The organism is Ruegeria sp. YTSA168, from assembly GCF_059610045.1.
The window spans coordinates 505,112-531,752 of the sequence record NZ_JBXWMW010000002.1 but is presented as its reverse complement, the minus strand read 5'-3'; the positions used below and the strand labels follow the sequence as shown (position 1 = coordinate 531,752).

Annotated in this window: 22 protein-coding genes; 11 read left to right on the top strand and 11 right to left on the bottom strand. The window is 57.5% G+C overall.

Going from position 1 to position 26,641, the window contains the following annotated elements; all coding sequences use genetic code 11:
* Window positions 1-3: 3 nt before the first annotated feature.
* The 8 genes from AC2FFE_RS06225 to AC2FFE_RS06190 all read right to left on the bottom strand — a co-directional run bounded on the left by AC2FFE_RS06225 (window position 4) and on the right by AC2FFE_RS06190 (window position 8,811).
* Window positions 4-1,806 (bottom strand): aminopeptidase P family protein, encoded by a 1,803-nt coding sequence (locus AC2FFE_RS06225; protein ID WP_496817828.1) that lies wholly within the window; start codon window positions 1,804-1,806, stop codon window positions 4-6.
* Window positions 1,799-2,794 carry an ABC transporter ATP-binding protein gene (locus AC2FFE_RS06220; RefSeq protein WP_496817829.1) on the bottom strand — a complete coding sequence of 332 codons (996 nt, stop codon included), beginning with the start codon at window positions 2,792-2,794 and terminating at the stop codon, window positions 1,799-1,801. Before AC2FFE_RS06220 ends, AC2FFE_RS06225 begins: the two co-directional genes overlap by 8 nt.
* Window positions 2,791-3,783, bottom strand: coding sequence for an ABC transporter ATP-binding protein (locus tag AC2FFE_RS06215; RefSeq protein WP_496817830.1), 993 nt, complete (start codon window positions 3,781-3,783; stop codon window positions 2,791-2,793). Before AC2FFE_RS06215 ends, AC2FFE_RS06220 begins: the two co-directional genes overlap by 4 nt.
* A 2-nt stretch (window positions 3,784-3,785) precedes the next feature.
* A complete protein-coding gene (locus AC2FFE_RS06210; protein WP_496846168.1) occupies window positions 3,786-4,643 on the bottom strand; it encodes an ABC transporter permease in 858 nt (285 codons plus the stop codon).
* Window positions 4,640-5,581: an ABC transporter permease gene (locus AC2FFE_RS06205; protein ID WP_496846167.1), complete on the bottom strand. Its 942-nt coding sequence runs from the start codon at window positions 5,579-5,581 to the stop codon at window positions 4,640-4,642. Before AC2FFE_RS06205 ends, AC2FFE_RS06210 begins: the two co-directional genes overlap by 4 nt.
* Before the next feature lie 57 nt (window positions 5,582-5,638).
* Window positions 5,639-7,222, bottom strand: a complete 1,584-nt coding sequence (locus AC2FFE_RS06200) for an ABC transporter substrate-binding protein (protein WP_496846166.1) — start codon at window positions 7,220-7,222, stop codon at window positions 5,639-5,641.
* 132 nt (window positions 7,223-7,354) lie between these two features.
* The gene (locus AC2FFE_RS06195; protein ID WP_496817834.1) at window positions 7,355-7,960 is read right to left on the bottom strand and encodes a helix-turn-helix domain-containing protein; all 606 of its coding nucleotides are present in this window, start codon (window positions 7,958-7,960) and stop codon (window positions 7,355-7,357) included.
* A gap of 149 nt (window positions 7,961-8,109) precedes the next feature.
* Entirely contained in the window at window positions 8,110-8,811 is a 702-nt protein-coding gene (locus tag AC2FFE_RS06190; protein ID WP_496817835.1) for a GntR family transcriptional regulator, read from the bottom strand.
* Window positions 8,812-9,077: 266 nt separating this feature from the next.
* On the opposite strand from AC2FFE_RS06190, the gene AC2FFE_RS06185 reads away from it, so the two are divergent.
* The 5 genes from AC2FFE_RS06185 (at window position 9,078) to AC2FFE_RS06165 (ending at window position 14,741) form a co-directional block, all read left to right on the top strand.
* Complete coding sequence (locus AC2FFE_RS06185) at window positions 9,078-10,040, top strand: dihydrodipicolinate synthase family protein (RefSeq protein WP_496817836.1); 963 nt, start codon at window positions 9,078-9,080, stop codon at window positions 10,038-10,040.
* Window positions 10,041-10,049: 9 nt separating this feature from the next.
* The gene (locus tag AC2FFE_RS06180) at window positions 10,050-11,588 is read left to right on the top strand and encodes an aldehyde dehydrogenase (NADP(+)) (protein WP_496846165.1); all 1,539 of its coding nucleotides are present in this window, start codon (window positions 10,050-10,052) and stop codon (window positions 11,586-11,588) included.
* Window positions 11,589-11,763: 175 nt separating this feature from the next.
* Window positions 11,764-12,828 carry a TRAP transporter substrate-binding protein DctP gene (dctP, locus tag AC2FFE_RS06175; RefSeq protein WP_496817838.1) on the top strand — a complete coding sequence of 355 codons (1,065 nt, stop codon included), beginning with the start codon at window positions 11,764-11,766 and terminating at the stop codon, window positions 12,826-12,828.
* Window positions 12,829-12,894: 66 nt separating this feature from the next.
* Complete coding sequence (locus AC2FFE_RS06170) at window positions 12,895-13,434, top strand: TRAP transporter small permease subunit (RefSeq protein WP_496817839.1); 540 nt, start codon at window positions 12,895-12,897, stop codon at window positions 13,432-13,434.
* Window positions 13,431-14,741 (top strand): TRAP transporter large permease, encoded by a 1,311-nt coding sequence (locus tag AC2FFE_RS06165; protein ID WP_496846164.1) that lies wholly within the window; start codon window positions 13,431-13,433, stop codon window positions 14,739-14,741. Before AC2FFE_RS06170 ends, AC2FFE_RS06165 begins: the two co-directional genes overlap by 4 nt.
* A gap of 70 nt (window positions 14,742-14,811) precedes the next feature.
* On the opposite strand, the gene AC2FFE_RS06160 is transcribed toward AC2FFE_RS06165, so the two are convergent.
* Both AC2FFE_RS06160 and AC2FFE_RS06155 read right to left on the bottom strand, forming a co-directional pair.
* Entirely contained in the window at window positions 14,812-15,684 is an 873-nt protein-coding gene (locus AC2FFE_RS06160) for an isocitrate lyase/PEP mutase family protein (RefSeq protein WP_496817842.1), read from the bottom strand.
* A 101-nt stretch (window positions 15,685-15,785) separates the two neighbouring features.
* Window positions 15,786-16,457 (bottom strand): IclR family transcriptional regulator, encoded by a 672-nt coding sequence (locus AC2FFE_RS06155; protein ID WP_480549806.1) that lies wholly within the window; start codon window positions 16,455-16,457, stop codon window positions 15,786-15,788.
* Between the two features lie 87 nt (window positions 16,458-16,544).
* Here AC2FFE_RS06155 and acnA point away from each other — a divergent pair, with 87 nt between their 5' ends.
* The 6 genes from acnA (at window position 16,545) to AC2FFE_RS06125 (ending at window position 23,886) form a co-directional block, all read left to right on the top strand.
* Window positions 16,545-19,133, top strand: coding sequence for an aconitate hydratase AcnA (acnA, locus tag AC2FFE_RS06150; RefSeq protein ID WP_496846163.1), 2,589 nt, complete (start codon window positions 16,545-16,547; stop codon window positions 19,131-19,133).
* A complete protein-coding gene (locus AC2FFE_RS06145) occupies window positions 19,133-20,299 on the top strand; it encodes a PrpF domain-containing protein (RefSeq protein ID WP_496817844.1) in 1,167 nt (388 codons plus the stop codon). Before acnA ends, AC2FFE_RS06145 begins: the two co-directional genes overlap by 1 nt.
* Before the next feature lie 24 nt (window positions 20,300-20,323).
* Window positions 20,324-20,764, top strand: a complete 441-nt coding sequence (gene rraA / locus AC2FFE_RS06140; RefSeq protein WP_496818291.1) for a ribonuclease E activity regulator RraA — start codon at window positions 20,324-20,326, stop codon at window positions 20,762-20,764.
* A 36-nt stretch (window positions 20,765-20,800) separates the two neighbouring features.
* Window positions 20,801-21,787 carry a tripartite tricarboxylate transporter substrate binding protein gene (locus AC2FFE_RS06135; protein WP_496846162.1) on the top strand — a complete coding sequence of 329 codons (987 nt, stop codon included), beginning with the start codon at window positions 20,801-20,803 and terminating at the stop codon, window positions 21,785-21,787.
* Between the two features lie 73 nt (window positions 21,788-21,860).
* Window positions 21,861-22,364, top strand: coding sequence for a tripartite tricarboxylate transporter TctB family protein (locus AC2FFE_RS06130; RefSeq protein ID WP_496846161.1), 504 nt, complete (start codon window positions 21,861-21,863; stop codon window positions 22,362-22,364).
* A gap of 1 nt (window position 22,365) precedes the next feature.
* Window positions 22,366-23,886 carry a tripartite tricarboxylate transporter permease gene (locus tag AC2FFE_RS06125; RefSeq protein WP_496846160.1) on the top strand — a complete coding sequence of 507 codons (1,521 nt, stop codon included), beginning with the start codon at window positions 22,366-22,368 and terminating at the stop codon, window positions 23,884-23,886.
* A 286-nt stretch (window positions 23,887-24,172) separates the two neighbouring features.
* On the opposite strand, the gene AC2FFE_RS06120 is transcribed toward AC2FFE_RS06125, so the two are convergent.
* Entirely contained in the window at window positions 24,173-26,641 is a 2,469-nt protein-coding gene (locus AC2FFE_RS06120; RefSeq protein WP_496846159.1) for a GcvT family protein, read from the bottom strand.

Below are 26,641 nucleotides of genomic sequence, written 5' to 3'. Positions count from 1 at the left end.
TTATCAAATGGCAGAGCATGCGGTTTCAGCCCAATCGAGACCCTCGGGTGACAATTCTGAACGCAGCCGGTTCAAAGCAGCGGCGTTGTAGGTGTTGAGCCATTCAATCTGTGCGTCGGTCAGCATCTCGATCAGCAACATACCGGTCTGGATCGGAATCCAGGTCAGGTTCGAGAACTCAAGAAACCCGTCCTTGGCCTCGACAATTTCAAAGAGGTTTTCGATGCGAATGCCAAAGCGGTTGGCCTCGTAATATCCAGGCTCGATGGATAGAACCATCCCGGGCATAAGGTCGACCGGGTTATAGGGTTTGCCAATGCGCTGCGGATGTTCATGGACAGACAGGCGGTGCCCGATCCCGTGTCCGGTGCCGTGGTCATAGTCTAGCCCCAGATCCCACAGCGGCCTTCGGCAGATCGCATCAATGTGATGCCCTTGTGTTCCGCGCGGAAAACGCAAGGTCGCCAAGGCCTGAAAGGCTTTGAAAACGGCTGTGTATGCGCGGTCATATCCATCCGGGCGGTGAGCGCCGAACGACAAGCTGCGCGTGGCATCGGTTGTCCCGGTATCGTATTGGCCACCGGAATCCAGCAGATAGGTGCCGTCCGGCAGAATAGGGACAGTATTGTCTGGATCAGTTGCATAGTGGCACATGGCGGCATTGGCACCGGCGGCTGAGATCGTATTGAAGCTGTCGCAGATATATCCTGGCTGCTGTTGGCGAAACTCAAGTATCTTGTTTTCAGCTTCGCGCTCTGTCACCCAATCTTGTCTAGCTGCACGCGCCGGGACTTCGGTGGTGAGCCAGGCGCAGAATTCGGTCCAGGCTACGGCGTCTTTGATATGACAGGCGCGCATTCCCTCTAGCTCGGTCTGGTTTTTTGTGGCCTTGGTACGGCTCAGCAACCCCCGGACCGGCAGTGCCCGGGCGTCCGCGTTGTTCAGGACATGCCGCACCGCGACTGGAGAGAATTCCGGGTCGAACACAACGCCCTGTCCTTGCGCTGCAAGGTGATCAAGAACAGAAAGAAATCGATCCGGGGCGTGCAGTTCGACATTCGTTGGAAGATGATCGATGATATCAGCGCTTCGCTTTTTATCCGAGACGAACCAATGCACTTTGCCCGAGCGTTGCACCAGAAGGAATGAATTCGGAACCGGGTTGAACGCCACATCTGAGCCGCGCACATTCAACAACCAGGCAATGTTGTCTGGCTGGGTTTCCACCAGCAGGTCGGCGCCCCTGCGTGTCAGTTCAGCGATCAGATCGGAGATCTTTTCGACCGCACTGATGCCTGCAAACTGCAGTGGGAAGGTTTCGATTGGGTCATCGGGTTCGGGCGGCTGATCCGGCCAGACAGCGTCGACCGGGTTTCCCCTGGTTTCCTTCAACTCCGCACCGGTGTCTTTCAGCGCATCGGCAAAGCGATCATACCAAACCGGCGGCAGATGCATCGCGTCAAAGCCGATCTGCCAGCCTTTTTGCGCGACCGAGGCCAACCAGAGCTCGGGCGGGTTGCCGAACAAATGGTGGTGCGAGAAAATTGCGCCAGAGCACTGATTACCCACCTGAACAACGTAGCGGCCATCTACAAACATGGCGACAGTGTCCGGGGTAATGATCGCCATGCCCGCCGACCCGGTGAACCCGGTGATATGGGCCAGACGCTCGTCATGAGCAGCGACATATTCACCCTGATGCGCGTCATATCGGGGCAGGATGAACGCGTCCAAACCCTGTGCTTGAATCTCGGCGCGCAAGGCAGCGATGACAGGGGCGCGATCGGTGTCCGGGGTGTCACGCATGGGTGTTTATCTTTTCAACATGATGGCATGCGACCTCACCACGGCCCGCAAAGCTGCGCAGGGCAGGCGTTTCGGTTTTGCAAAGGTCTGTGGCGTGTTGGCAGCGGACGTGAAACGGGCAGCCGCTGGGCATGTTCAGGGGTGAGGGCAGCTCTCCCTCCAACCGTTTCACGGTGCCTTTGTCATCGGGATTCAGGGACGGTGCGGCAGAAAGCAAGGCTTGGCTGTAGGGATGGGAAGGTGCCGAGAACAGGGTTTCGCTATCGCCGATCTCAACGATCCGGCCCAGATAGATAACGGCAACCCGGTTCGAAACATGCCGGACAAGGCGCAGGTCATGGGCGACGAACAGGATCGTCAGGTCAAGTTCTCGCTGAAGGTCCAGCAACAGGTTCACGACCTGCGCCTGAACCGAAACATCAAGGGCAGACACAAGCTCATCCGCGATCAGAACTTCGGGTTCGACGGCCAGGGCACGGGCGATGGCGATGCGCTGGCGCTGGCCGCCCGAGAACTCATGTGGCAGTTTGGTCTGCGCGTCCTGCGGCAGGCGCACCAGATCCAACAACTCGGCGATGCGGCCGGGGATTTCAGCTTCGGGACGCATATTGTGGACACTCAGCGCCTCGGCCAATATCTGCCCGGTCGTCATGCGAGGGTTGAGCGAGGAATAGGGGTCCTGAAACATCATCTGAACGCGGCGGTTATAGCTGCGATCTGCTTTGTAGATGCTGTCAAACACGTCCTGACCCTCAAAACGGATGCTTCCGTCGCTGGGCGTGTGCAGGCGCACAATACAACGGGCAAGCGTGGACTTTCCGCATCCGGATTCGCCCACCACCCCAAGGGTTTCGCCGCGGATCAGGTCCAGGCTGACCCCGTTCAGTGCCTTAACCTCGCGCCCCGGGCGACGGGCCACGACATCGCCGATGCTGCGGCCCATTGGGAACCGCAAATGCAGGTCTCGGATTTGCATCAGCGCAGTCATGCGGCGTTCCCCTGGCTTTTGGTCATGGGGTTGAAACAGGCCACCTGCCGTTGATCGGTGATCACCGTCATCGGTGGGCGATCCAGCTTGCACGCGTCGATGCAGGCGGCACAGCGCGGCGCAAAAGCGCAACCCGGTGGCAAGGCGTCCAGGGCAGGTGGCACACCTGGAACGGAATAGAGCGGCGTGCGCGGTGGCAGGTTCTCCGGCACTGACCGCATTAGCCCAACGGTGTAAGGATGCTGCGGTGTCCGCAGGACATCGCGAACAGGCCCCTGTTCGACAATCCGGCCTGCATACATGACCGCAACATTGTCACAGGTTTGCGCCACAACACCCAGATCATGGGTGACCAGTACAACCCCCATATCCATGTCCTGCGCCAACCTCAGGATCAGATCCAGGATTTGCGCCTGAATGGTCACGTCCAACGCGGTTGTTGGCTCATCCGCCAGCAGCAGTTTGGGATTGGCCGCCAAGGCAATGGCGATCATCACACGCTGACGCATCCCGCCGGAAAACTGGTGGGGATAGTCTTTCAACCGTTGTGCGGCGGACGGGATACCGACCAGATCCAGCATCTCAATTGCTCGGTCGCGGCGCGCGGCGCGGGATAGATCGGTATGCGTGCGCAGCGTTTCTTCCAACTGAAGCCCAACCGTTAGTAAGGGGTTGAGCGAGGTCATCGGCTCTTGGAAGATCATCGCGATCTCGCGGCCTTGAATGTGGCGCAGAACGTGGTCCGGCATCGCAACCAGATCACTGCCTTTCCAGCGCACCTGCCCGCTGACCTGCCCGTAGCGCCGCGCCAGACCCATGATGGACCGCAAGGTGACGCTTTTGCCTGAACCGCTTTCGCCCACGAGGCCCAAAACCTCACCACGTTCGACGCTGAAACTGACATCGCGCAGGGCGGGCAAGGCCAGGCCGTTCTTGTGAAAGGTCGTGCTGAGCCCTGTGACCTCAAGCAGCTTTCTTTGATCTTGCATCGTCATCCCCGCGGCCTCAGCAAATCTGCCAGCCCGTCGCCAAGTAGTGAAAAGCCAAGGCCGGTCAGAACGATGGCGATGCCCGGCATCAAGCTTAGCCACCATGCGGTCGAGATAAAGTTGCGCCCTTCGGCAATCAAAACGCCCCATTCGGCCTGTGGCGGTTGCGCGCCCAGACCCAGATAACCAAGCGACGATCCCAACAGGATCACCAGCGCCATGTCGGTCATCCAATAGACGATCACCGGGGTGATTGCGTTGGGCAGCAGATGACGGAAGATGATCCGCTTGTCGGAGTACCCCATGACGACCCCGGCCGAGGCATAGTCATTGCCCATCTGGGCGATCACCTCAGCCCGCATCAGCCGCGCGTAATACACCCAGTAGACGACAGAAATGGCGATATACATGTTGATCAGCCCGGGCCCCAAAACGGCCACCACCGCAATCACAAGAACCAGAAACGGAAAGGTGATGACCGCATCGACAATGCGCCCAAAGATCAGGTCAGCGACGCCCCGGTAGTAGCCGACCAGCGCCCCGATCGTAATGCCGGTGACCAGTGCAAAGACAGTGCCGAAAACCGCCATCTGCATGTTGACCTGATAGGCCCAGATCACACGTGACAGGCTATCACGGCCCAGCAGGTCGGTGCCGAAAGGATGTGCCCAGGACGGGGGTTGCTTGATGGCCAGGTAGTCAATGGCGTTCGGATCATAGGGCGCGAAGGCTGCTGGGAACAGGGCCAGTAACACTGAAAACCCGATGATGGCGCAGCCTGCGACAAAGCCGGGTTTGCGCAGGGCGCGTCGAAGAAATGTTGCGGGTTTCATGCTGTTGTTGAAGGTCGCGTCGCTCATTGCAGGCGCATCCTTGGATCAAGTCTGCTTTGGAACAGATCGGTCATCAGAAAGACAACGGACACCAGAACTGCAAATGTCAGGGTCAGGCCCTGTATCAGGGGATAGTCACGGGCAAAGATCGCCTCGAGCATCAGTCGCCCCATCCCGGGCACTGCAAACACGGTTTCGGTGACCAGTGTACCGCTCATAAGATTGCCGATGGAAAGCCCCAGCAGCGTCACCGTTGAAATCAGCGCGTTGCGCAGAACATGCCGACCCAGGATCAGGCGTGGAGGCAAGCCCTTGGCGCGCGCGAACTGGACATATTCTGCATCCAGAACTTCGACAATCGCGCTGCGTAGATTCCGCATCACGATGGCCGAGGTATAAAGTGCAACAGTCACTGAGGGCAGGAACAGGTGATAGAGCCGTTCGGCGAAGGTGTCGCCATAGCCGCCGACCGGGAACAGGCGCATCTGTGCGGCGAGAAATGTCAGCAAAACCAGGCCGATGTAGAAAACAGGCATCGACAACCCGATCTGAAAGACGGTGCGGATCAATGCATCGGGCCAGCGCCCACGATTCAGTGCGGCAACAAAAGCCAGGGGTCCGGCAATCAGCAGGGACAACGCAACCGAATAGACGGTGAGAAACAGGGTAATCGGCAGGCGTTCGGCGATTACATCCATCACATCTGATCGCATGAGGATCGAGCGACCCAAATCTCCTTGCAGCGTGTTGCTGAGGAACAACCAGAACTGTACGAACATCGGCTCGGTCAGGCCCAACCGTTCGCGGATTGCCTGAATATCAGCATCCGACGCGCGGTCGCCCGCCATGGCGATTGCCGGGTCGCCGGGCAGCAGGCGAACCAGAAAAAAGATGATGATCATGACCAGAAGAAAGGTCGGGATCATCATCAGTAAGCGCTTGGCGATATAGTTTAAACTGGACAATGCAAGCTCCGCCTTATTGCCCCGCCACTCGAAAGCGGCGAGGCCGAGTGGTAACTGTTAACGGCTTACGGTCGCTTGATCGAAGACGTTGTTGCCCAATGGGGTCTGGACATAACCTCCGACGGCCGAACCCAGTGCCACGGCAAAAGGTGTTTCATACATGAACAACAGTGGTGCGGCCTCGGCATAAAGCTCTTGCATGCGTGCGAACTTCGCCTTGCGTGCGTTGGCGTCCATTTCGCTGGCGGCTTCGTCGAACAGGGTGTTGAATTCAGCGTTTTCCCAGCCGGTTCCAACGGCCTTGGCGGTTGGGGTATGGCCCAACCAGCCCACAACCTGGCTAGGGTCATTCACGTCGTTGACCCAGCCATAGGTGTGGATATCGAATTCACCCGAACGGTTCTTGGCTCCGCGCGTGGCATTATCGACCTGCTCGACCACCAGATCAATGCCCAGCGGCGCCCACATCTGCTGCAGCGCTGCGAAAATCGTCGCGTCATCAGCCGACCCGGCCAGGGTTGTAAAGGTCACCTGTGTGCCATCCGCAAACCCTGCTTCGGACATCAAGCTTTTGGCCTTTTCCATGTCATAGGCGTAAAGCGGGCTCATGTCGGCGGCGTATTGGGTCGCTTTGGCCATCAAAGGCGAACTCATCGGCTGACCTGCGCCGTGCAGGACCAAACCAATCAAGGCTTCTTTGTTGGTGCCATAGTTCAAGGCCTGACGCACGCGGGCGTCAGCCAGCGGGTTTGGTGACCCGTCAGCGCGGGTTTCGCGCGTGTTGATCGGCGAATAGATGATCCGGGTGGACGGATAAAGCTGCATGTCGATGTTTGGATCGCCCTGTAGTTCTGCCACTCGGCTGAACGGGATGAATTCGGCAGCATCAACCTCACCAGCTTGCAGGCTCAGGATACGGGTTGCATCATCCGGAATGATCTCAAAATGCACGCCGTCCAGATAGGGCAGGGGTTTGCCATCCGCGCCCATGCGCCAGTAGTTTTCATTGGCACAGAAATCCATCGACGCGCCCTGTTCAAAGCCACAAAGGTAGAACGGCCCTGAGCCGACACCGGCAGATGTGGAGGCAAAGATCGCAGCGGATTTGTCCTGATCGGTATCGCCAGCGGCGGCATCAAACGCCGCTTTCGACACAATGGCCGTGTTGAACGTGGCCAACATAGAAAGAAGGGTTGGGTCGGGGCTGTTGAGCGAGATGGTAACGGCGTTGCTATCGGCGCTGACCGTATCAATCGAGCCCAACAGACCGGCCCACGGGCTGAGATCAGGATTTCGCGCGCGGTCCAGAGAGAATACGACATCTGCACCGGACATCGGTGAGCCATCTGCAAACTGAATACCCTCACGTAGTGTAAGCGATACGGTTTTGCCGTCGTCGGAAACCGAAAATGCCTCGGCCAGACCCGGTTCAACGGAATTGCCGTCTGCACTGCTGCGCAGCAATGTGTCGAACAGGCTGCCGACCATCCAGATATCAGGATTGCGATCCGCATAGATCGGGTCAATCAGCCGTGAACCGTCGTAGCGCGCGAAATTCAGCGTGCCACCCCTTTCCTGCGCAAGCACAGGCATGGCCAGGGTTAATGCGACGGTTACGCCAAGAGCGGCTTTGAGTTTCATGTACAGTCCTCCCGCAGATACAGCATATTATCGGGCTGACCATATCCGATTATTAGTTTTACTAAAGCTTTTTTTAGTAAAGCAGAAATTACCGTATGATTTCATTTAGTTCTAAGTCGACAATTTGTCGACTTAGAGCGAAACGGCCCGAGAATCATTGATCGGAGAAGTGGTTACCCACAGCTCAATCGATTCCTCGTCGCCCAAAACGACCGAGTAGTGGAGGGTGGATGTGTCATGGTGAACCACGTCACCGGGCGACATGATGAACACCCGATCACCAAGGTGGTATTCCAGCCGCCCGGACAACAAATAGCAAAACCCTTCGCCCTCATGGCACATCTTTTCAGATACGTGGCCGGGAGGTCTGTGTACGATCTGCGGATTGAACAGGGCCCCGGCAAATCCGGGCCCCAGTTTTTCATAGAACCGCCCGCGCGTGCCCAGTGAATAGGTTTGCCTGTTGTCCTTTGCGACATGTTCTGTGAACACTTCGGGCACGCTGAGCAGCTTTTCGATGCTGGTTTGCAGCGCTGCCGCAATTGCCATCAGCGAGCTGAGAGACGGTGAGCTGAGGCCGCGTTCAACCTGAGACAGGAATCCGGTGGTCAGTTCGGATGTTTGGGCGACCCGATCTAGCGTCAGACCCATGGCCTTGCGGCGCCTGCGGATCGCCTGGCCCAATTCGCTGGGCCTGCCTTTGGGCTTTGAGTTATCCTTCCCCGCCGGACTGCTCATGCGCTGTCTCCCGAAATCAATCATCACGGCGCATTCAATCGGATTAGAAGAGAAAGATCAAAAATATTTTTAGTAAGGGTAAAAAACTGATGCGCATGGGCGCAGAAATCAACGGCCCAGGCGAGTTGAAAGGGCTGTGATGATGGGAGTCAGAGAGCGATTGCGTGGCGCCGGTCTGCCGAAATCATGTCGCGGATGTTTTGAACAATCTGTTCCGCGTGCGCGCTGGCAAGCCGGTCGGCTTCGGTTATATCCTGCGCTGCGATTGCAGCAATAATGTCATCATGTTCCGAGGCGTAGCGATCTGGCAGGCGATCCCCGAAAGACGAATAATAGGGCCGCATGATCCGCTGCCCCTCGTTCAAAAGACGGCGTGTCAGGCTTTCATAATAGGGGTTCCGCCCGGCCCGAGCGATGGCGTTGTGAAGATCGGCGTTCTTGGTGATCATGGTCAGCACATCATTTCCGGCCGCAGCTTCGAAAAACTCCGCTTGGCATGCACGGATATCTTCAAGATCTTGTTCCGTGCGATACTCAGCCGCCAATCGGGTGGTGACGCGATACATCAACGTCATGGCGTCGAAAAAAGTGTGCAGGTTCAGAAAATCGATCGGGGCCACGATGCTGGCCCTGTTGGGCAATGTTGTGACCAAACCCTCGGATGTCAGCCGGACCAGCGCTTCGCGGATCGGGGTGCGGGACATGGAGAACCGCTCGCTCAGTTTGGCTTCGTCAATTGGGCTGCCGGGTGTCAGCGCAAGATCGATGATTTCGTCCCGCAGGGTTTCATAGACAAACTGGACACCTGAACCGCGTTTGCGGCCCGTATCTCCGGTCTTGCGTTTTTCCATATCGGTTGTCCTCGGCCGCGGGGTCGTGGGCGCTTATCAGCGTGTTCAACGGTATTGCCACACGTGTCTGCTGCGAGTCGAGCGTTATTGCTGGGGGAGAATTCATCAGTTTTCCGGGTATCTGGGTCGAATTTCGCGCGCTTGTCGATTATTTGTCGACAAATAAAATATTAAAAGTAGACTGGCGCGACAATATGCGATTCCCGATCAGCAGGCGACACAGGTGACGCCTTGCGATCTGGGCCACAACCACGGAGATCAAAGCAGTGAACTCGAATGTCTTTTCAGGATGCATTCCGGCGCTGATGACCCCTTGCCGGGCGGATGGAACCCCTGATTTTGACGCGCTGGTGCGCAAGGGTGCAGAGCTGATCGAGGCCGGCATGTCCACTGTCGTCTATTGCGGTTCGATGGGTGACTGGCCGTTGTTGACCGACGTGCAGCGGATGCAAGGGGTCGAGGCCCTGGTCGAGGCGGGCATCCCAGTGATTGTCGGAACAGGTGCGATCAACTCGGTGTTGGCGGTCGAGCATGCGGCACACGCGCAGAAGGTCGGGGCCAGGGGACTTATGGTCATCCCGCGCGTCCTGTCGCGCGGCACGTCGATTGCCGCACAGCGGCAACATTTCAAAGCCATCTTGACCGCTGCATCAGAACTGCCCGCAGTCATTTACAACAGCCCCTATTACGGTTTCGCGACACGCGCCGACCTGTTCTTTGAACTGCGGGCGGATCATCCGAACCTTGTCGGCTACAAGGAATTCGGCGGTGCTGACGACTTGCGCTATGCGGCTGAAAGCATCACCAGTGGCGGCGATGATGTTTCCCTGATGGTTGGTGTTGATACCGCTGTCTTCCACGGCATTGTCAATTGCGGTGCAACGGGCGCGATCACCGGGATCGGGAACGTTCTGCCCAACGAAGTCCTGCATCTGGTCGCTTTGTGCCAGGCAGCGGCTAAAGGGGATGCGGTTGCCCGCAGTCGCGCATTGGAACTTGAGGCGGCGCTTGGCGTTTTGTCTTCGTTCGATGAGGGCCCCGATCTGGTGTTGTACTACAAGCATCTGATGGTTCTGACGGGTTATGCGGAATACACAAACCACTTCAACAAAACCGATGCGCTGAGCGACAGCCAGCGTGGTTACGTCGAACAGCAATTCACCCTGTTCCGCAACTGGTACACCAATTGGACGCAGCAGGCCGGTGCCTCTGCACAGCACGCTGCGTGAGGATCTGACATGTCACTTGATAACGGCTACACATTTCGCGGGCAGCATCTGATCGGCGGTCAATGGGTTGGATCCGAGCAGTGGTTCACCTCAAGCCCTGCAACGGGTGCGGCGCACTCGTTTGCATCCGGCTCACCCGAACTGGTTGATCAGGCTTGTTCCTTGGCTGAGGCTGCATTTCAGGACTATGCCAATCGCAGTCGAGAGGACCGCGCAAGGTTTCTGAATGCTATTGCGGATGAGATCGAAGCCCGCGCCGAGGATATCACCCGTGTCGGCAGTGCAGAAACCGGTCTGCCCGAAGCGCGTTTGCAGGGCGAGCGCGGCCGGACCACAGGACAGCTGCGGATGTTTGCCGAGCTTATCCAAAAGGGTGAATATCTGGAACGCCGTCATGATCCTGCTTTGCCGGATCGTGAACCCGCCCCTCGCCCGGATATCAAGATGATGCAACGCCCAGTCGGCCCGGTTGCGGTGTTCGGGGCGTCGAACTTTCCGCTGGCCTTCTCGGTCGCGGGTGGCGATACCGCTTCGGCTTTGGCCGCGGGCTGCCCGGTTGTTGTCAAAGGTCATCCGGCGCATCCCGGAACAGGCGAGGTCGTGGCCGACGCGATCAACGCCGCTATCAAGGCAACCGGCATGCCTGCAGGCGTATTCTCACTGGTGCAAGGCGGGGATCGCTGTATTGGCGAGGCGCTGGTGAACCATCCCGCGATCCGGGCGGTCGGCTTCACTGGCGGTTTGGCCGGGGGCAGGGCGCTGTTCAACCTATGCGCCGCACGTCCCGACCCGATCCCGTTCTTTGGGGAATTGGGCTCGGTCAATCCGATGTTTGTTCTACCAAACGCCATTGCGGCGCGTGCTGAAGAGATCGGGAAGGCCTGGGCCGGGTCCATGACCATGGGGGCCGGGCAGTTTTGCACCAATCCAGGAATTGCTGTTGTGGTAGATGGCGCGGATGCCGATCGGTTCGTGGCCGCTGTGGCAGAAGCTTTGCAACAGGTGCCCAGTCAGACCATGCTGACTGATGGTATTGCTGACGCCTTCCGAGCCGGTCAATCGCATCTGGCAAGCTGCGCCGGTGTGCGCCCAGTTTTGCAAGGTGCCGCATCGGATCGGGCCGCAGAACCGGCATTGTTTGAAACCAGCGCCGAGGTTTTTCTGGCCGATCCAAGCCTGAGCGAAGAGATCTTTGGACCTTCATCTTTGGTTGTGCGCGTTAAGTCTGAGGACGACATGGTCGCCCTATCCGCCAAACTGGACGGTCAATTGACGGCCACGATCCACATGGATGACGAAGACACAGCGTTGGCGCTCCAATTGTTCCCGGTTCTCGAACGCAAGGCTGGTCGGTTGCTGTTCAACGGCTTTCCGACAGGTGTGGAAGTGGTTGATGCGATGGTCCATGGCGGGCCCTATCCGGCCAGTACGAATTTTGGTGCAACCAGTGTGGGAACCATGGCCATACGGCGGTGGGTGCGCCCGGTTGCCTACCAGAACATGCCGGCCGCGCTTTGCCCGGATGATCTGGGAACGCAGGGCCAGTAGCATCGCGTTTCAACCGCAAGTAACAGCTTTGGCCCCCGGGTGGGGGCCGGGCAGGGATAGCCGCGACCTGGCTGTTCGATCATCGCCCCCGAGACTCTGCCACAGAAGCAGATCGGCGGAATGCAGCGCCAACAGGCGCAAAACCAGGGGCCTTGGCCCGCAACAGGAGGAATAGATGAAACTCTTTTCGAACTTAGCCGCATTGGCGGTGACAGCCACGCTTTCCGTGCCAGCATCAGCCGCCGAGATTGAATGGAAAATGACCGCCGCAATTGGCGAAGGGTCCTTCTTCTATCAGAACTTTATGGAACGGTTTGCTGCCAATGTGGACACGCTCACTGCCGGTCGCATGCACGTCCAACCTTTTGGCGCTGGCGTTCTGGCCCCGGCTTTCAAAGCCTATGAGGTCGTGCAGGACGGTATCGTTGAGGCGGGGCATTCCACCCCATCCTATCTGGTAAACCAGGATCCGACGAACGCCATTTTCGCCAGCTTCCCGGGCGGCATGTCAGGTGAGGCGACGCTGCACTGGGTTTACGAAGGCGGTGGCGAGCAGATGCTGCAAGAGTTCCGCCGCGAGGAAATGGGCCTGCATACATTGGTTGTCGGCATTGGCACATCCGAGGTCATGGCGCATTCGAACGTCAAGATCGAAACAACCGAGGACCTGAAGGGCGTCAAATACCGGACATCCGGTGCTTGGGCCGCCGTCTTGCAGGAAACTTTTGGCGGCGTGCCAACGGTTGTGCCGGGGAATGAAATCTACACCCTGTTGCAGCGTAAAGGCGTGGATGCGGTCGAATGGTCGACGCCGGGTGGTAACATCTCGGAAGGGTTCCATGAGGTTGCGCCCTATATGATCATGCCGGGTGTGCATCAGCCGTCCTTCCTGTGGGAAGTTTTTGTTAAACAGGAAACCTGGGACGCGCTGCCGGAGGAGATCAAGCAACAGGTTACCGCTGCGGCGAAGCTGACAACCTATGAAAGCTTCACCCATTTCGGTCACGAAGACATCCAGGCGATGGTCGCGTTCCGCGATACAAATGTTGAAATCGTCAATATGGAACCGGCGGAATCGGAAAAGATCCGAGCGGCCGGGCGTGATTGGGCCCGCAACCAGGCCGCCCAAAAGGCCGAAGCCGGCAGCGCCCGGATGCAAGAGGTCCTAGACAGCTACCTCGCCTATCAGGCGAACTGGGCTGAAAACTCCGGCTATCTGGTACGTGACAGCGCCGAGTAACTCCCACTCTGACGCTGATCTGGATGACCGGTCGCCTGTGCCGGTCATCCTATTATGGGGAAGCACATGACCAGAATACTCAGACTTATCGATGCGGTTGCAGGGATACTGGCCTGGTTTGGCCGGTGTGTGATCTTCGCCCTCATCCTTGCTATGTTGTACGAAGTGGTGGCCCGCTATGCGTTTGGTGCGCCGACGCTCTGGGCGTTTGACATCTCATACATGCTGAACGGTTCGATCTTTTTGCTGGGCGCGGCCTATGCGCTGCGCAGTGATGTGCATGTCAGGATCGACTTTTTATCTCAACGGCTGCCAATGCGCGCGCAGCAGATGCTGAACGGGTTGGTTTTCCTGTTGATCATGACACCGATCATGGTCATTTTCGCTTGGGTCTCAGGCAAGAAGGCCTGGAAGGCGCTGATCACTGGTGAAGTCGAAAGCGTCAGCCCCTGGGCGCCCCTGGTTTGGCCCTTTTACACCGTCATCTCGGTTGGTCTGGCGGTTTTTGCGCTTCAGTTTTTGGGTGAGTCAATCAAGTTGCTGACCGGCCGGAAGAACCCTGGCGAAGCACCGGGCGAGCTTGAAGCTATGGAAGAAAATCAATGACACCGTTGCTGATGTTTGCCGCACTTTTTGTGCTGGTCTTCGCCGGAATTCCTGTCGCGTTCTCACTGATCATCATTTCCGTGGCCTTCGGATACATGGTGTTTGGCGATCTGATCTTTCTTCAACTTTATGGCCCGCTGCTGCATACGGCGTCGAATTTTGTGCTGGCCGCGATCCCCCTATTCATCTTCATGGGTGCGATATTGGAACGGTCGGGGATCGCTAAACGGCTGTTCTTCGCACTGCAGTTGTGGCTGGGCGGTCTGCCCGGTGGGCTGGCACTGTCGACGATTGCAATGTGTGCCGTGTTCGCCGCCGCGTCCGGTGTTGTTGGCGCGGTTGAGATTGTTGTGGGCCTGATGGCGATCCCGGCGATGGCCAAAGCGGGCTATCGCAACGACCTGATTGCTGGAACCATCTGCGCGGGCGGGTCGTTGGGTACAATCATTCCGCCATCGGTCATCGTGGTCGTCTATGCGTCAATCGCTCAGTTATCGATTGGCAAGCTTTTTGCCGCCTCGATTCTGCCTGGGCTGCTCATGGTGGTGTTCTTTGTACTCTATATCTTGATCCGCAGTATGGTCCGCCCTGACGACGCACCACCCCTGCGATCAGAGGATCGGGCGATGCCCGCCGGCAGCAAGATGAAGGTCACGCTGACCGCACTGTTGCCACCTTTGGCCTTGATTGTACTGGTTCTAGGATCGCTGCTAGCTGGCATCGCCTCGGCCACCGAAGCCGCAGCTGTTGGGGCGGCTGGAACAGTCATTCTTGCGCTGATGTTCCGCGAGTTGAACCTGAGGCTGATGTCTGACGCACTGAACGTCACGCTGCGCATCACGGCGATGATTATGCTGATCGTCGCGGGCGGAACGATGTTTACCAGCATCTTTGCGGTCACCGGAGGGGGACAACTGGTGCGGGATGCCGTCGCAGGCATCGGATATGGCAATGCTGGAACCATCGCCTTTTTCCTGCTGGTGGTGTTCTTTGCCGGTTTCGTGCTGGATTGGGTTTCAATTGTTCTGATCTTTATCCCGATCTTTGCCCCGATTGTGAAATCTGCCGGTATCGATCCGATCTGGTTTGCGATGATGGTGCTGGTCGTTATTCAGACCTCGTATCTGACGCCGCCCATGGCCCCATCGATATTCTATCTGCGCTCAATCGCGCCGCGTGACATGACCTATGGCCAGATGTATCGCGGCGTATTGCCGTTTGTCGGAGCGCAGATGTTGGTGCTGGTGGTGATCATTCTGATCCCCGAAGTCGCAACCTGGTTGCCCGATATTCTGGTGGGTCTGTAATTGGGCGTGCGGCAACTGGTGGTTCAGGGCCACGTTTGCGGCAGGTGGTCGGCAACCGGAATGCCTAACATCATTCCGTGTATCGCTTTTCCATTTCGTCATAATAGGCTTTCTGAACTGCGCCCTGCCGCACCTCGAAGCTAACGACAGGTCCGTTTTCATCCATCCGGCCATCTGATTTCAGCAAAGACAGCGCATCATGCATGCCTTTCAATGCACCCTGCAACGCAACATTGGCATAGAGCACAAGGCCAAACCCCATCTCGTCCAGCGTGGAGAAATCGACGATTGGGGTTTTGCCGCCGACAACCAGGTTGATCAATTGCGGTGTGCCAATCAAACGTCCTGGGATACTGCGAATATCTTCCATGCTTTGGGGCGCTTCGACAAATGTGATGTCGGCACCGTCTTCGATGAACGCCTCGGCGCGTTCGATCGCAGCATTGAACCCTTGTGTGGCGCAGGCATCCGTGCGGGCAACCACAAGGAAATTTGGATCCTGACGCGCGTCCACTGCTGCCTTTATCCGGCTGCGCGCTTCGACCAGATCGACCACATCCTTGCCCGCAAAATGGCCGCACCGTTTTGGATTGACCTGATCCTCCAACTGAATCGCGCTGGCGCCTGCACGCTCCAATGTGCGCACGGTGTGATGCACGTTCAGGGCATTGCCGAACCCGGTATCTGCATCAACCACGATGGGCAGTTCGGTACTGTTGCGAATGGCCGATGTATGCTGCGCAATCTCGGGGAGCGAGATAAAGCCCAGGTCGGGCATGCCCAAGTTGGTGTTTGTCAGGCCCGCACCCGAAATATAGACCGCCTCAAAACCCAGCTGATCGATCACGCGCGCGGCAAGGGCATTGGCAGCACCAGGCATCAGAACCGCTTTGCCCGTGTTCAGGCGTTCGCGGAAAGCTTTGTTGATCTCATGGTTCATCATCGGGGCGCCCTCCGGCTTGTGGCGTTACCTGAATGCCTATCGAAGCCCGGTTAATGTGGCAAGTTGAGCAGCTTGGCGTTCTATCAGATGAAACAAGCCCATCAACTCGTGGTCAGGCTGCGCGCCAGACTTTCAAGCAACGGGATCGTGTTTGCCCTTGTTTCGGCGTCGAACCTATTGGCCAGACCCGAGACCGTCAGCGCGCCGATAAGGTGCCCTTCGGCATCGAAGACCGGAGTGGCCACTGACGAGATGTTCGGATTGGTTTGGCCTTCAGAACTGGCTGTGCCGTTTTTGTTGAACTTCGCCAGGTCACCAACATCCTCGCCCGAGAAGTGTCGCAGCACCAGCCCTGAGGCCCCAGTAGACAGTTGAAGGCGCATGCCTTCTTCGACATGAAAGCGCAGTAGGTTTGGTGAGTTTTCTCTGTATAAACAAATGCGTTCATTGCCAGAGCGCACATAGAAAGAGGCGGTTTCCCCCGTCGCTTCGGCCAGTATTTTCAGCGATGGTGCGACGTGTTCGCGCTTGGTGAAATCACGCCGGAAAATCAACCCAAGCCGCCAGACGCTGGGACCCACACTGAACCGGCCGTCCTCGTCACGCTGGATAAAACCATAGATGCTCATGGAATTCGTTAGGCGCAGGATGGTGCTTTTGTGCAGCCCGGTTTCCTCGGCCAACTCGGCCAGAGACATGATGGGGTGCTGGGTTGAAAACGCGCTTAGGATTGACATGGCGCGCTCGACGGATTCCGTTCTGTTCGAGGACATAGCGTTCTGTCAGATGAAACGAGACTGGATCAACCTTGCTGCATCCCTTTGGTATTGTCTAGCCTGGTGGCAATTCTGGAGGCCGCCGTGACACATGTTATCCACAAACCAATCGCCAATACTGCGTTCCGGGCCGTGGATTATTGTGCCTTAGTGGGGGGCGACTATCGGACGCTTCCCTATTCGCTGCGGGTCTTGGCGGAGAATGCAGCGCGCCATTCCGAAAAAGGGGCCGCTGCGCTGGATGTGCTCAAACGGGCCGGAGATGCGGTTCCGTTTCGCCCTGCACGCCTGTTGCTGCATGACATGCTGGGTATTCCCGCGCTGATCGATATCATGGCCATGCGCAACCGGTTGGAAGAGATGGGTGGCGACCCGAACGTGGTTGATATGAGTTTGCCGGTCGATCTGGTGATTGATCATTCCATGTCCATCAATCACTGGGCTGAAAAGTTTGCGCTGACCAAGAACATGGAGCGCGAGTTTGAAGTGAACCGCGAACGGTTCGCGTTTCTCAAAGCCTGTGAGGTCAGGTTTCCAAAGCTGAGGGTTATCCCACCAGGCGGGGGTATTTGCCATCAGGTAAACCTTGAATATCTTGGGCAGACGGTTCTGCCGTCGAATGAGAACCCCGAAGTACTGATCCCGGATTCCAGCCTGGGCACTGACAGCCATACCCCGATGATCAACGCGCTTGGGATCATGGGCTGGGGTATTGGTGGGCTCGAGGCCGAGGCATTGCTGTTCGGTGAAACCACGCCAGTAAACGTGCCGCGCGTGATCGGGCTTGAGGTGACGGGTAAGCCGTCAGACCATGTGACCGCCACGGATATTGCGCTGGTCATCGCCGAGAAGCTGCGCGCGATTGGGGTGGTCGACACCTTCGTCGAACTGTTCGGCAGCGGCTATGCTGAACTGAGTGTGGCCGACCGCGCCACCATTGCCAATATGGCCCCGGAATATGGCTCGACCATGGTATTCTGTCCGGTGGATGAGCGCACAATCGGATATCTGCGTCAGACCGGCCGTAACGACAGTGCTAAACTGGCCGAGCTGTATTGCCGAGAGCAGAACCTGTGGGTCGAGGGTATGGATGCTTCGGTTGACTATGAGCAGGTTGTTGAACTCAATCTCGATCAGATTGGCCGCTCGGTTTCTGGCCCGTCGCGCCCGGAACAGCGGATCGACCTCTCGGCTGCGACGGACCGCCTGAGTTTCGAAGGTGAGACCGAGCGCAGAGTGCCCGTACCCAATGCGGATCATGATATCGGCGATGGCGATGTGATCATCGCGGCGATAACCAGTTGCACCAATACGGCGAACCCCCGAAACATGGTTTTGGCTGGCCTTGTCGCCCGCAACGCGGTTGCGCGTGGGTTGGCTGTCAAACCGCATGTCAAAACCTCGCTGGCACCAGGCTCGCGCGTGGTGGCCAAATACCTGTCAGAAAGCGGCCTGCAGGATCCTCTGGATGCGCTCGGCTTTGAGGTTGCTGCCTTTTCCTGCTCGACCTGCAACGGAATGTCCGGCCCCCTTGAACCCGCGCATGAGGAGGCGATCAAGGCACATGATGTCAAAGGCATTGCGGTCTTGTCTGGAAACCGGAATTTTGCCGGGCGGATTCATCCGCTTGCATCGCGAAACATGATCGCCTCGCCGCCTCTGGTCGTGGCGTATGCCTTGATGGGAACGATCCTGAAAGACATCACAACCGAACCGCTGGGAACCGATCAAGATGGCAACCCTGTGATGCTGGATGATTTGTGGCCCGCGGCGGATGAGGTGACGCGCATTGTTGAGACCTTTGTGACGCCTGAAGAATTCCGCGACAATTATGCGGCCATCGGGGATGTCAACGATCAGTGGAATGCCATGGAGGTTGGGACCGGGACCTATGCATGGGTGCCTTCAACCTATGTCTCTTTCCCGCCCTTCGTGAAAGACATCAGCCCAAAGAAGATCCGGCTTGAGCCTCTGCGGGGCCTGCGCCCGTTGGCTATTCTGGGCGATAGCGTCACAACCGACCATATCTCGCCCTCAGGTATCATTACGCCGGATTCCGAGGCCGGCCAGTTTTTGCAGGCGAAAGGCGTCACCCCGCGCGACTTTAATTCCTTCGGAACCCGACGCGGTTGTTCGGATGTTGTTATTCGCTCGACATTCGCGAACTATCGCCTGCGCAATGAAATGACCCTCGACAAAGAAGGGTCCTGGACGAGGGTCGAACCCGAAGGGCAGGTGACATCGGTTTTCAAGGCGATCGAAACCTATCTGGACCGGGATCAGAAACTTGTCGTGATCGGGGGTAAGGAATATGGCTGCGGCTCCTCCCGGGACACAGCGGCCAAAGCCCCGTGGTTGGCTGGCATTCGTGCCGTCATCGCGGAAAGTTTCGAACGTATTCATCGCTCGAATCTTGTGAATATGGGCATCGCGCCGCTGTGTTTCCCGGAAGGTGTAAACCGAAAAAGCCTGCAACTGGACGGGTCCGAGACCTTTGATATCGACTTTAGTGAGGACCTGACCACAGCCTCTCTGACCATCCATCGAAAGGATGGTCGTGTCCAAACCACGCCGTTGGATCTTCGGCTATATAATGACGCCGAACGCGCGACCTTTGCCGAGGGCGGTCTGTTGCCACGCGCGTTTCGCGGGTTTCTGGCAGGGGCTGCCTGATGGCGGAGCGGTTGCGGGCGGCGTTCTATCGGGGCGGGACCTCGAAGGCGGTTGTGTTCAACGGTGCAGATTTGCCCAAGGATCAGGTGGTGCGTGATCGCATATTCCTGCACGTCCTGGGCAGCCCTGACCCCTATGGTCGGCAGTTGAACGGAATGGGCGGAGGGCTGTCATCGCTATCCAAAGTTGTGATTGTTGAGCCGTCGAGCCGGGATGATGCGGATGTGGAGTACACCTTCGTACAAATTGCGGTGGATGAGCCCATTGCTGATTATGGCTCGGCCTGTGGAAACATGTCATCCTGTGTCGGGCCTTTCGCGGTTGAGGAAAGGATGGTTCAGGTTGCAGCAGATCAGAAAGAAGCACTTGTACGTATCTACAGCACCAATACCGACAGTATTTATCACGCGTGTTTTCCGGTGCGCGATGGCCATCCCGTGGAAGAAGGCACGTTCGAAATTCCCGGCGTGTCTGGTGCCGGGGCAAAGGTAACAATTGACTTTCTGGCCCCCGGCGGCGCTGGCACCGGGATGCTGCTGCCAACAGGTAATGTTGTTGATGTTCTTCAGGTTGATGGGTTCGGGGCGCTTGAGGCCTCTTTGATCGATGCCGCCAATCCGGTGGTGTTTTTCCGCGCCGCGGATCTGAACAAAACGGCCACAGAACGTCCGCAGGATCTGGATGGTGACACTGAATACATGGCTTTGGTCGAACAAATCCGTGCAGCAGGTGCTGTTGCGATGGGGATGGCGTCATCCGTTAAGGGCGTGAAACGCTCAAGCCCGAAGGTCGCCATGCTTGGTGCCCCCAAGGAATTCACAGCTCTTGATGGACGTGTGTATGGAGCGGGCAGTCATGACATTAATGTGCGGCTTGTGTCGATGGGGAAATTTCATCGTGCCATTACACTGACCGGAGCAATGTGCACTGCAGTCGCTGCCCAGATACCGGGCACGCTGGTGCAAAAGATCGCGCAACCCACAACTCAAGACCTGCGCATCGGCAACCCGTCGGGCAATTTGCCGACGATAGCCAATGTTGAAACCGGTCCCACAGGACCCAAGGCGATATCTGCCGGGACATTCCGCACCCAAAGGCGCCTTATGGAAGGTGCGGTTCTGTATCCGGCCGAATTGGTGGAGGGTGCTGATCAATTCGATTGCTAAACTCACAGCCGATCTGGGCGATGCCTGCCGGCAAGCTCTGCCCGGCAACAGTTCACGGATTATGGCGCAAAACGCAGCTTTGCGGGGCGTATCCACACCGCAGTCACGGCTGGAGGTAGCAAGGGGGTTCAAGAGAAACTCTTTACTTTGCAGGGAAATGGCGGTGTCATTGTTCTGGATGGCGGCGGATCATTGCGCACGGCATTGCTGGGAGGCATGATGGCAGAACGGTTGATCGCCAATGGATGGTCAGGAGTTGTCATAAACGGAGCGGTTCGTGACAGTGAATGTCTTGCGCGTCTTGACCTTGGGATCAAAGCGTGCAGGGCGACGTCGGTTCGATCAGGCAAAAGCGGCATTGGGGTGATCGATGTTCCCGTCGCCTTCGGAGGCACGCTGTTTTGGCCGGGGCGGTACATCTACTGTGATCAAGACGGAATTCTGGTGGCACAGAATCCGATCTAACAAAAATAACGAAATGCCAACCAATGGGAGGAAACAATGGCAAAACTTCAACTTACACGCCGGACCTTTGCGGCTGCTGCGGTGGCAGCGATGTCGCTGGGGATGCCGACGCTTGCACAAGCCCAGGAAGTCGTGGACAGCATTCATTTTCTTATTCCTGGCGGCGCTGGCGGCGGCTGGGACGGTACGGCCCGTGGTACTGGTGAGGCACTGACAAAGTCAGGGCTTGTCGGAACTGCGAGCTATGAAAATATGTCCGGCGGTGGTGGCGGTAAGGCCATCGGCTATCTGATCGAGAACGCAGACAGCAATCACGGCACCTTGATGGTCAACTCAACGCCCATCGTGATCCGGTCGCTGACAGGCGTATTCCCACAGAACTTCCGCGATCTGACGCTTGTGGCCGGAACGATCGGTGACTATGCGGCGCTGGTGGTTGCGGCGGACGGGCCAATTCAGGACGTGAACGGGCTGATCGAAGCGTTCAATGCTGATCCAAATTCGACCGCGGTTGGTGGCGGATCGGTTCCCGGGGGGATGGACCATCTGGTTGCGGCCATGGTTTTCCAGGCGGCGGGCGCTGATCCAGTGGCCATGAAATACGTCCCTTATGATGGCGGAGGCGCTACTATGGCCGGTTTGCTATCAGGCGAAGTTCAGGCGGTGTCAACAGGCTTCTCCGAAGCAGTCGAGCTGGCCAAAGCCGGTGAGGTTCGCATCATTGGCGTGACCTCAGACGAACGTGTCGACGCCTTTCCTGATGCGCCAACCATGAAAGAGCAGGGCAACGATACATCGTTTGTGAACTGGCGCGGGTTCTTCGCGGCCCCCGGTCTGCCTGGCGACAAGCTGGCGGCCTATCAGGACGCTTTGACCCAGATGTACGGAACGCCGGAATGGGTCGAAGTTCGTGATCGCAACGGCTGGGTCGACATCCACAACAACGGTGACGATTTCCGCACCTTCCTGGAGCAGCAGGAACAGGAAATCGGCGATCTGATGAAGAAGCTTGGCTTCCTCTAAATCGACTGTTCAGAGCTAAGAAAGGCGCCCGGCCCTGAGCCGGGCGCCTGAAGCAATTTGGGGAGGGGATGAAATGGCACTGGATCGCTGGATTGCGCTTGTCATTCTTTTGATCTGTTTGGCCTATGGTTATGCGGCTTTTTTTACCATGGATGATTTGCTGCCACCAATCATGCGGCGCAGCCCGATATGGCCATCCAGCTTTCCCAAGGTGCTGGTTATCGGTGCCATTCTGATGGCCCTTTCGATCATTTTGGGTTTGGAAAAGACGCCCGAGAAAGAAAGACCCACAGATATCAACCTTGCGAAACTGCATGAATACAAGGTCGGCCAGGCTGTGATGTTACTGGCGCTGATGGTCGCCTATGCGCTGCTGCTGCGCCCCTTAGGATTTCTGGCGTCGACCTTTCTGTTTCTAAGCATTGGCAGTTTCATACTGGGGGAACGGCGATACGTACTGATGGCTGTTGTCGGCGGCGTCGCCGCCGGTGTTGTCTGGTATCTTGTTGATGTGGTGCTTGGGATTTTCCTGAGCCCGTTCCCCGGATTTCTGACCGCTATGGCAAACGGAGGCTGATATGCTTGAGGGACTTATGACAGGCCTCGCAACGGCCTTTACACTCACAAACATCCTGATGGTGATCGGTGGATGTCTGATCGGAACATTTATTGGCATGTTGCCGGGTTTGGGGCCGATGTCGATCATTGCGATCATGATCCCGGTGGCGATCACCATTGGCGACCCATCGGCGGCACTGATCCTATTGGCAGGGGTCTATTACGGCGCAGTTTTTGGGGGGTCGACCTCGTCAATCCTGATCAACGCGCCGGGGGTGGCTTCGACAGTGGCCACCAGTTTCGATGGCTATCCGCTGGCCCGTTCGGGCCAAGCGGGTAAGGCGCTGACCGTTGCCGCGATCTCATCCTTTGCGGGTGGTACGATTGGGGCTGTGTTGTTGATGGTCTTTGCCCCGGCTCTGGCCTCGGTGGCGTTGCTATTCCATTCCTCAGAGTATTTTGCGCTAATGGTCGTCGGCTTGTCCGCCATCGCCGCATTTGCGGGTACAGGGCAGGTTGGCAAGGCGCTATTGATGACGTTCTTAGGTCTGATCATGGCCACAGTGGGCGAAGGCGTTCTGTTCAATGCGCCGCGCTTCACCATGGGGATCATGGACCTGCAATCTGGCTTTGGCTTCATTACGCTTGCGATGGCCATGTTTGCCTTGCCCGAGGCGATCTACCTGGTGCTTGATCCTAATCGGTCCAAAACCGGGGATGGAGACAGCGGCAAGATAAGCAATTTGCGCATCGACCGGGAAGAGGCCAGGAAGATTGCACCGGTGATTGGACGCCAATCAATTCAAGGCTTCTTTATTGGCGTCTTGCCAGGGGCAGGTGCGACCATCGCATCCTTTCTTGGATATGCGGTCGAACGGAATATCGCACCAAAGGAAGAACAGGAACGCTTTGGCAAGGGTGAGATCAAAGGCATTGCCGCACCGGAAAGCGCCAACAATGCCGCCTGTACCGGATCGTTTGTACCTTTGTTGACACTGGGTATTCCCGGGTCGGGCACAACCGCGATCCTGCTTGGGGCCCTGATCGCCCTAAATGTCAGCCCGGGCCCGCGGCTGATGATAGATGAGCCGCAGATTTTCTGGGCTGTCATCATTTCGATGTATCTGGGCAATCTGGTTCTGCTGATCCTGAACCTGCCGCTGATCCCTTACATCGCCAAGGTTCTGGCAGTGCCGCGCAGTTTCCTGATCCCCTTCATTTTATTCTTCACCCTCATGGGGGCGTATATCGGGCAGAACAACGCGACAGAACTGCTGCTACTGGTCGGCTTCGGCGTCTGCGCGACGATCCTGCGCTTTGCTGATTATCCGCTGGCGCCGCTGCTGATCGGGTTCATCCTTGGACCGCTGCTTGAAAACAACTTTTCGCGCGCGATGCAGCTCTATGATGGTGTGGGCTTTATCTGGGAGCGGCCGATGACCTTGGGCCTGTTGGCTATTGCAGTTGTGCTGGTGCTGCTGCCCAGCTACCGCCAGCGCCGTGCTGTTGCCCGCGCAAAAGGGGTGGCTGACGGCGACTGATATCTAGGGGCGGGTCTGGCGCACAAAGCAAATGGCGCGTATTTCAAGGCCCTGGCGTAATATGAAACCGGATACCCGCGTATTCCCTGATCCCGGACAGAGTTTGATGCGTTGGTATGATCAAATGAAAAAGGCTAAACGCAAGCTGCCAACGTCCGAACCGCATTAGCCCAAAGGTCACCAGTGATCAGGTTGCAATGAGTTGTCACAAGGCGGCTTGCACGATGTATCCATGACCGTGGCCGGAGCATTGATCTTTGTATGATCAACGCTCCGGATATCTTGTTTAGGCACGCATATTGGCGCCGTTTGCGTCGTATAGAGGGCCGCCAAGCACCTCGGCGTCGTAGAACTCACCCAGTATTTCGATCTGAAGCTTGGTTCCGGGTGCTGCGCTTTCACTTGCGACATATCCCATTGCCATCGATTTTCCGACGCGGTGGCCATAGCCGCCGGACGAGACATAGCCGACGGCTTCGCCATCTTTCAGGATCGCCTCGTCATTCGAGACATCGATGCCCTCCACGTCGATGGTCATGGTGACCAGCTTGCGGGTAACGCCATCTTCCCTGAACTTCAGCGTGGCCTCCTTACCGACAAAATCTTTTTTCCAATTGATGAAGGCGTCCATTCCGGATTCGACCGCGTTGAAATCGGGGCGGAAATCGGTGGACCAAACGCCCCAGCCTTTTTCAAGACGCAGCGACATCAGCGCACGTGCGCCGTACCAGCGATAGCCCAGATCGGCCCCGGCCTCTTCGATCGCTTCGGCCAGACGCAGCAGGTACATCGGCTTGCAGTAGATCTCAAAGCCCAGCTCGCCCGAGAACGAGATGCGGTTCAGGATTACCGGCACTCCACCCACGAATGTCTGGCGCAGGTCGCGGAATTTGAACGCTTCGGTTGAGACGTCATCACGGGTGATACGGGCCAGCAGTTCGCGCGATTTGGGGCCAGACAGGGCAATGCCGTGCCAGTCATCCGAGACATTGGCATAACTCACATCGGCAGGCAGGTCCTTTTCGAACCAGCGGCGGTGAGCTTCCTGCATCGCGCCTGAGCCGAACAGCATGAAGTGGTCTTCGCCCAGACAGGCGATCGTCAGGTCACCATACAGGCGGCCTTTTTCGGTCAACATCGGGGTCAGCGCCAGACGGCCCGGTTTCGGTACGTATCCCGCCAATGTCCGATTCAGGTACGCGCGCGCGCCCGCGCCTTTGAATACGTGCTTGGCAAAGTTGGCGATCTCAATGCCGCCGACGGATTCCTGAACTGCTTTGACTTCGCGCGCCACGTAGTCGTGGCTGCGGTTCCGCTCGAAAGTCGGGTTTTCATGCGCGTCTTCGGCGTTGTCGGCAAACCACAGTGCGTTTTCCAGGCCAAAGCCCTGACCCATCACGGCGCCTTTGGCGACCAACCGGTCGTGAAGCGCGGTGGTTTTCTGCATCCGGCCCTTGGGCAGCGTTTCGTTCGGGAAGGTCATTACGAAGCGACGCTCGTAGTTTTCCGAGGATTTGATAGTGCCCCATTCCGGGGTTGCGAACTCGCCAAACCGCGCCACATCCATTGCCCAGACGTCGATCGAAGGCTCGCCATCGATCATCCATTCGGCCATGGTCAGGCCAACGCCGCCGCCCTGACAGAAACCTGCCATGACGCCCACGGCAACCCAGTAGTTCTTCATGCCCGGAACAGGACCGATCATCGGGTTGCCGTCGGGGCCAAAGGTGAACGGGCCGTTGATGGTGTCCTTGATGCCGGAGTCGCCGATGGCTGGGATACGCTCGAACGACATTTCCAGACGGTCGGCAATGCGGTCCAGATCGGGTTGTAGCAACTCGTGGCCGAAATCCCACGGCGTGCCGTCCACCTTCCACGGGGTCGATTTCGGCTCATACGTGCCCAACAGCATGCCGTGGCGTTCCTGGCGGAAATAGATGTTGGCCTCATAGTCTATGCCTGCGGGCAAACGACCGGCTTCACCCATGCTCTCCATCCGGTCCTTGATCATCGGGATCGCGTCGGTGATCAGATAGTGGTGCTCCATCGGCTGCACGGGCAGGTGGATGCCCGACATATGGCCCACTTCACGCGCCCAGAGGCCGCCGCAATTCACCACGTATTCGGCATTGATGACGCCCCTTGGGGTGGTCAGGTCCCAGCTGCTATCGGGGCGTTGGCTCATCGATGTAACACCACAATGAGTGAAGTATTGCGCGCCGTGATGACGAGCAGATTTTGCAAACGCATAGGTGGCACCCGAGGGGTCCACATCTCCGTCCTGATCATCCCAGAGCGCGGCGTGATAATGTTTGGGGTCGATCAGCGGATGACGTTCGGCCAGTTCCTGCGGGCTGATGAATTCCTGATGCAGACCCATATAGCGTGCTTTCGAACGCTCGCGCTTGAGGTAGTCGTACCACTCCTTGGTCGACGCCGCATAGAAGCCGCCCGTGATGTGCATGCCCACGGAATGCCCCGAGGTTTCCTCGATCTCTTTATACAGATCAATGGTATAGCTCTGCAGTCGCGAGATGTTGGGGTCCGAGCTGATCGTGTGGATCTGACCGGCGGCGTGCCAGCTGGAACCAGAGGTCAATTCGTCGCGTTCCAACAGCACAACGTCTTTCCAGCCGAATTTGGCCAGGTGGAACAGGATCGAACAGCCGACAACACCGCCGCCGATCACGACGACCTTGGCGTGAGAGGGCAGTTTTTTGCCTGATGTGGTTTCGTCTTTCTGAATCTCGGGCAT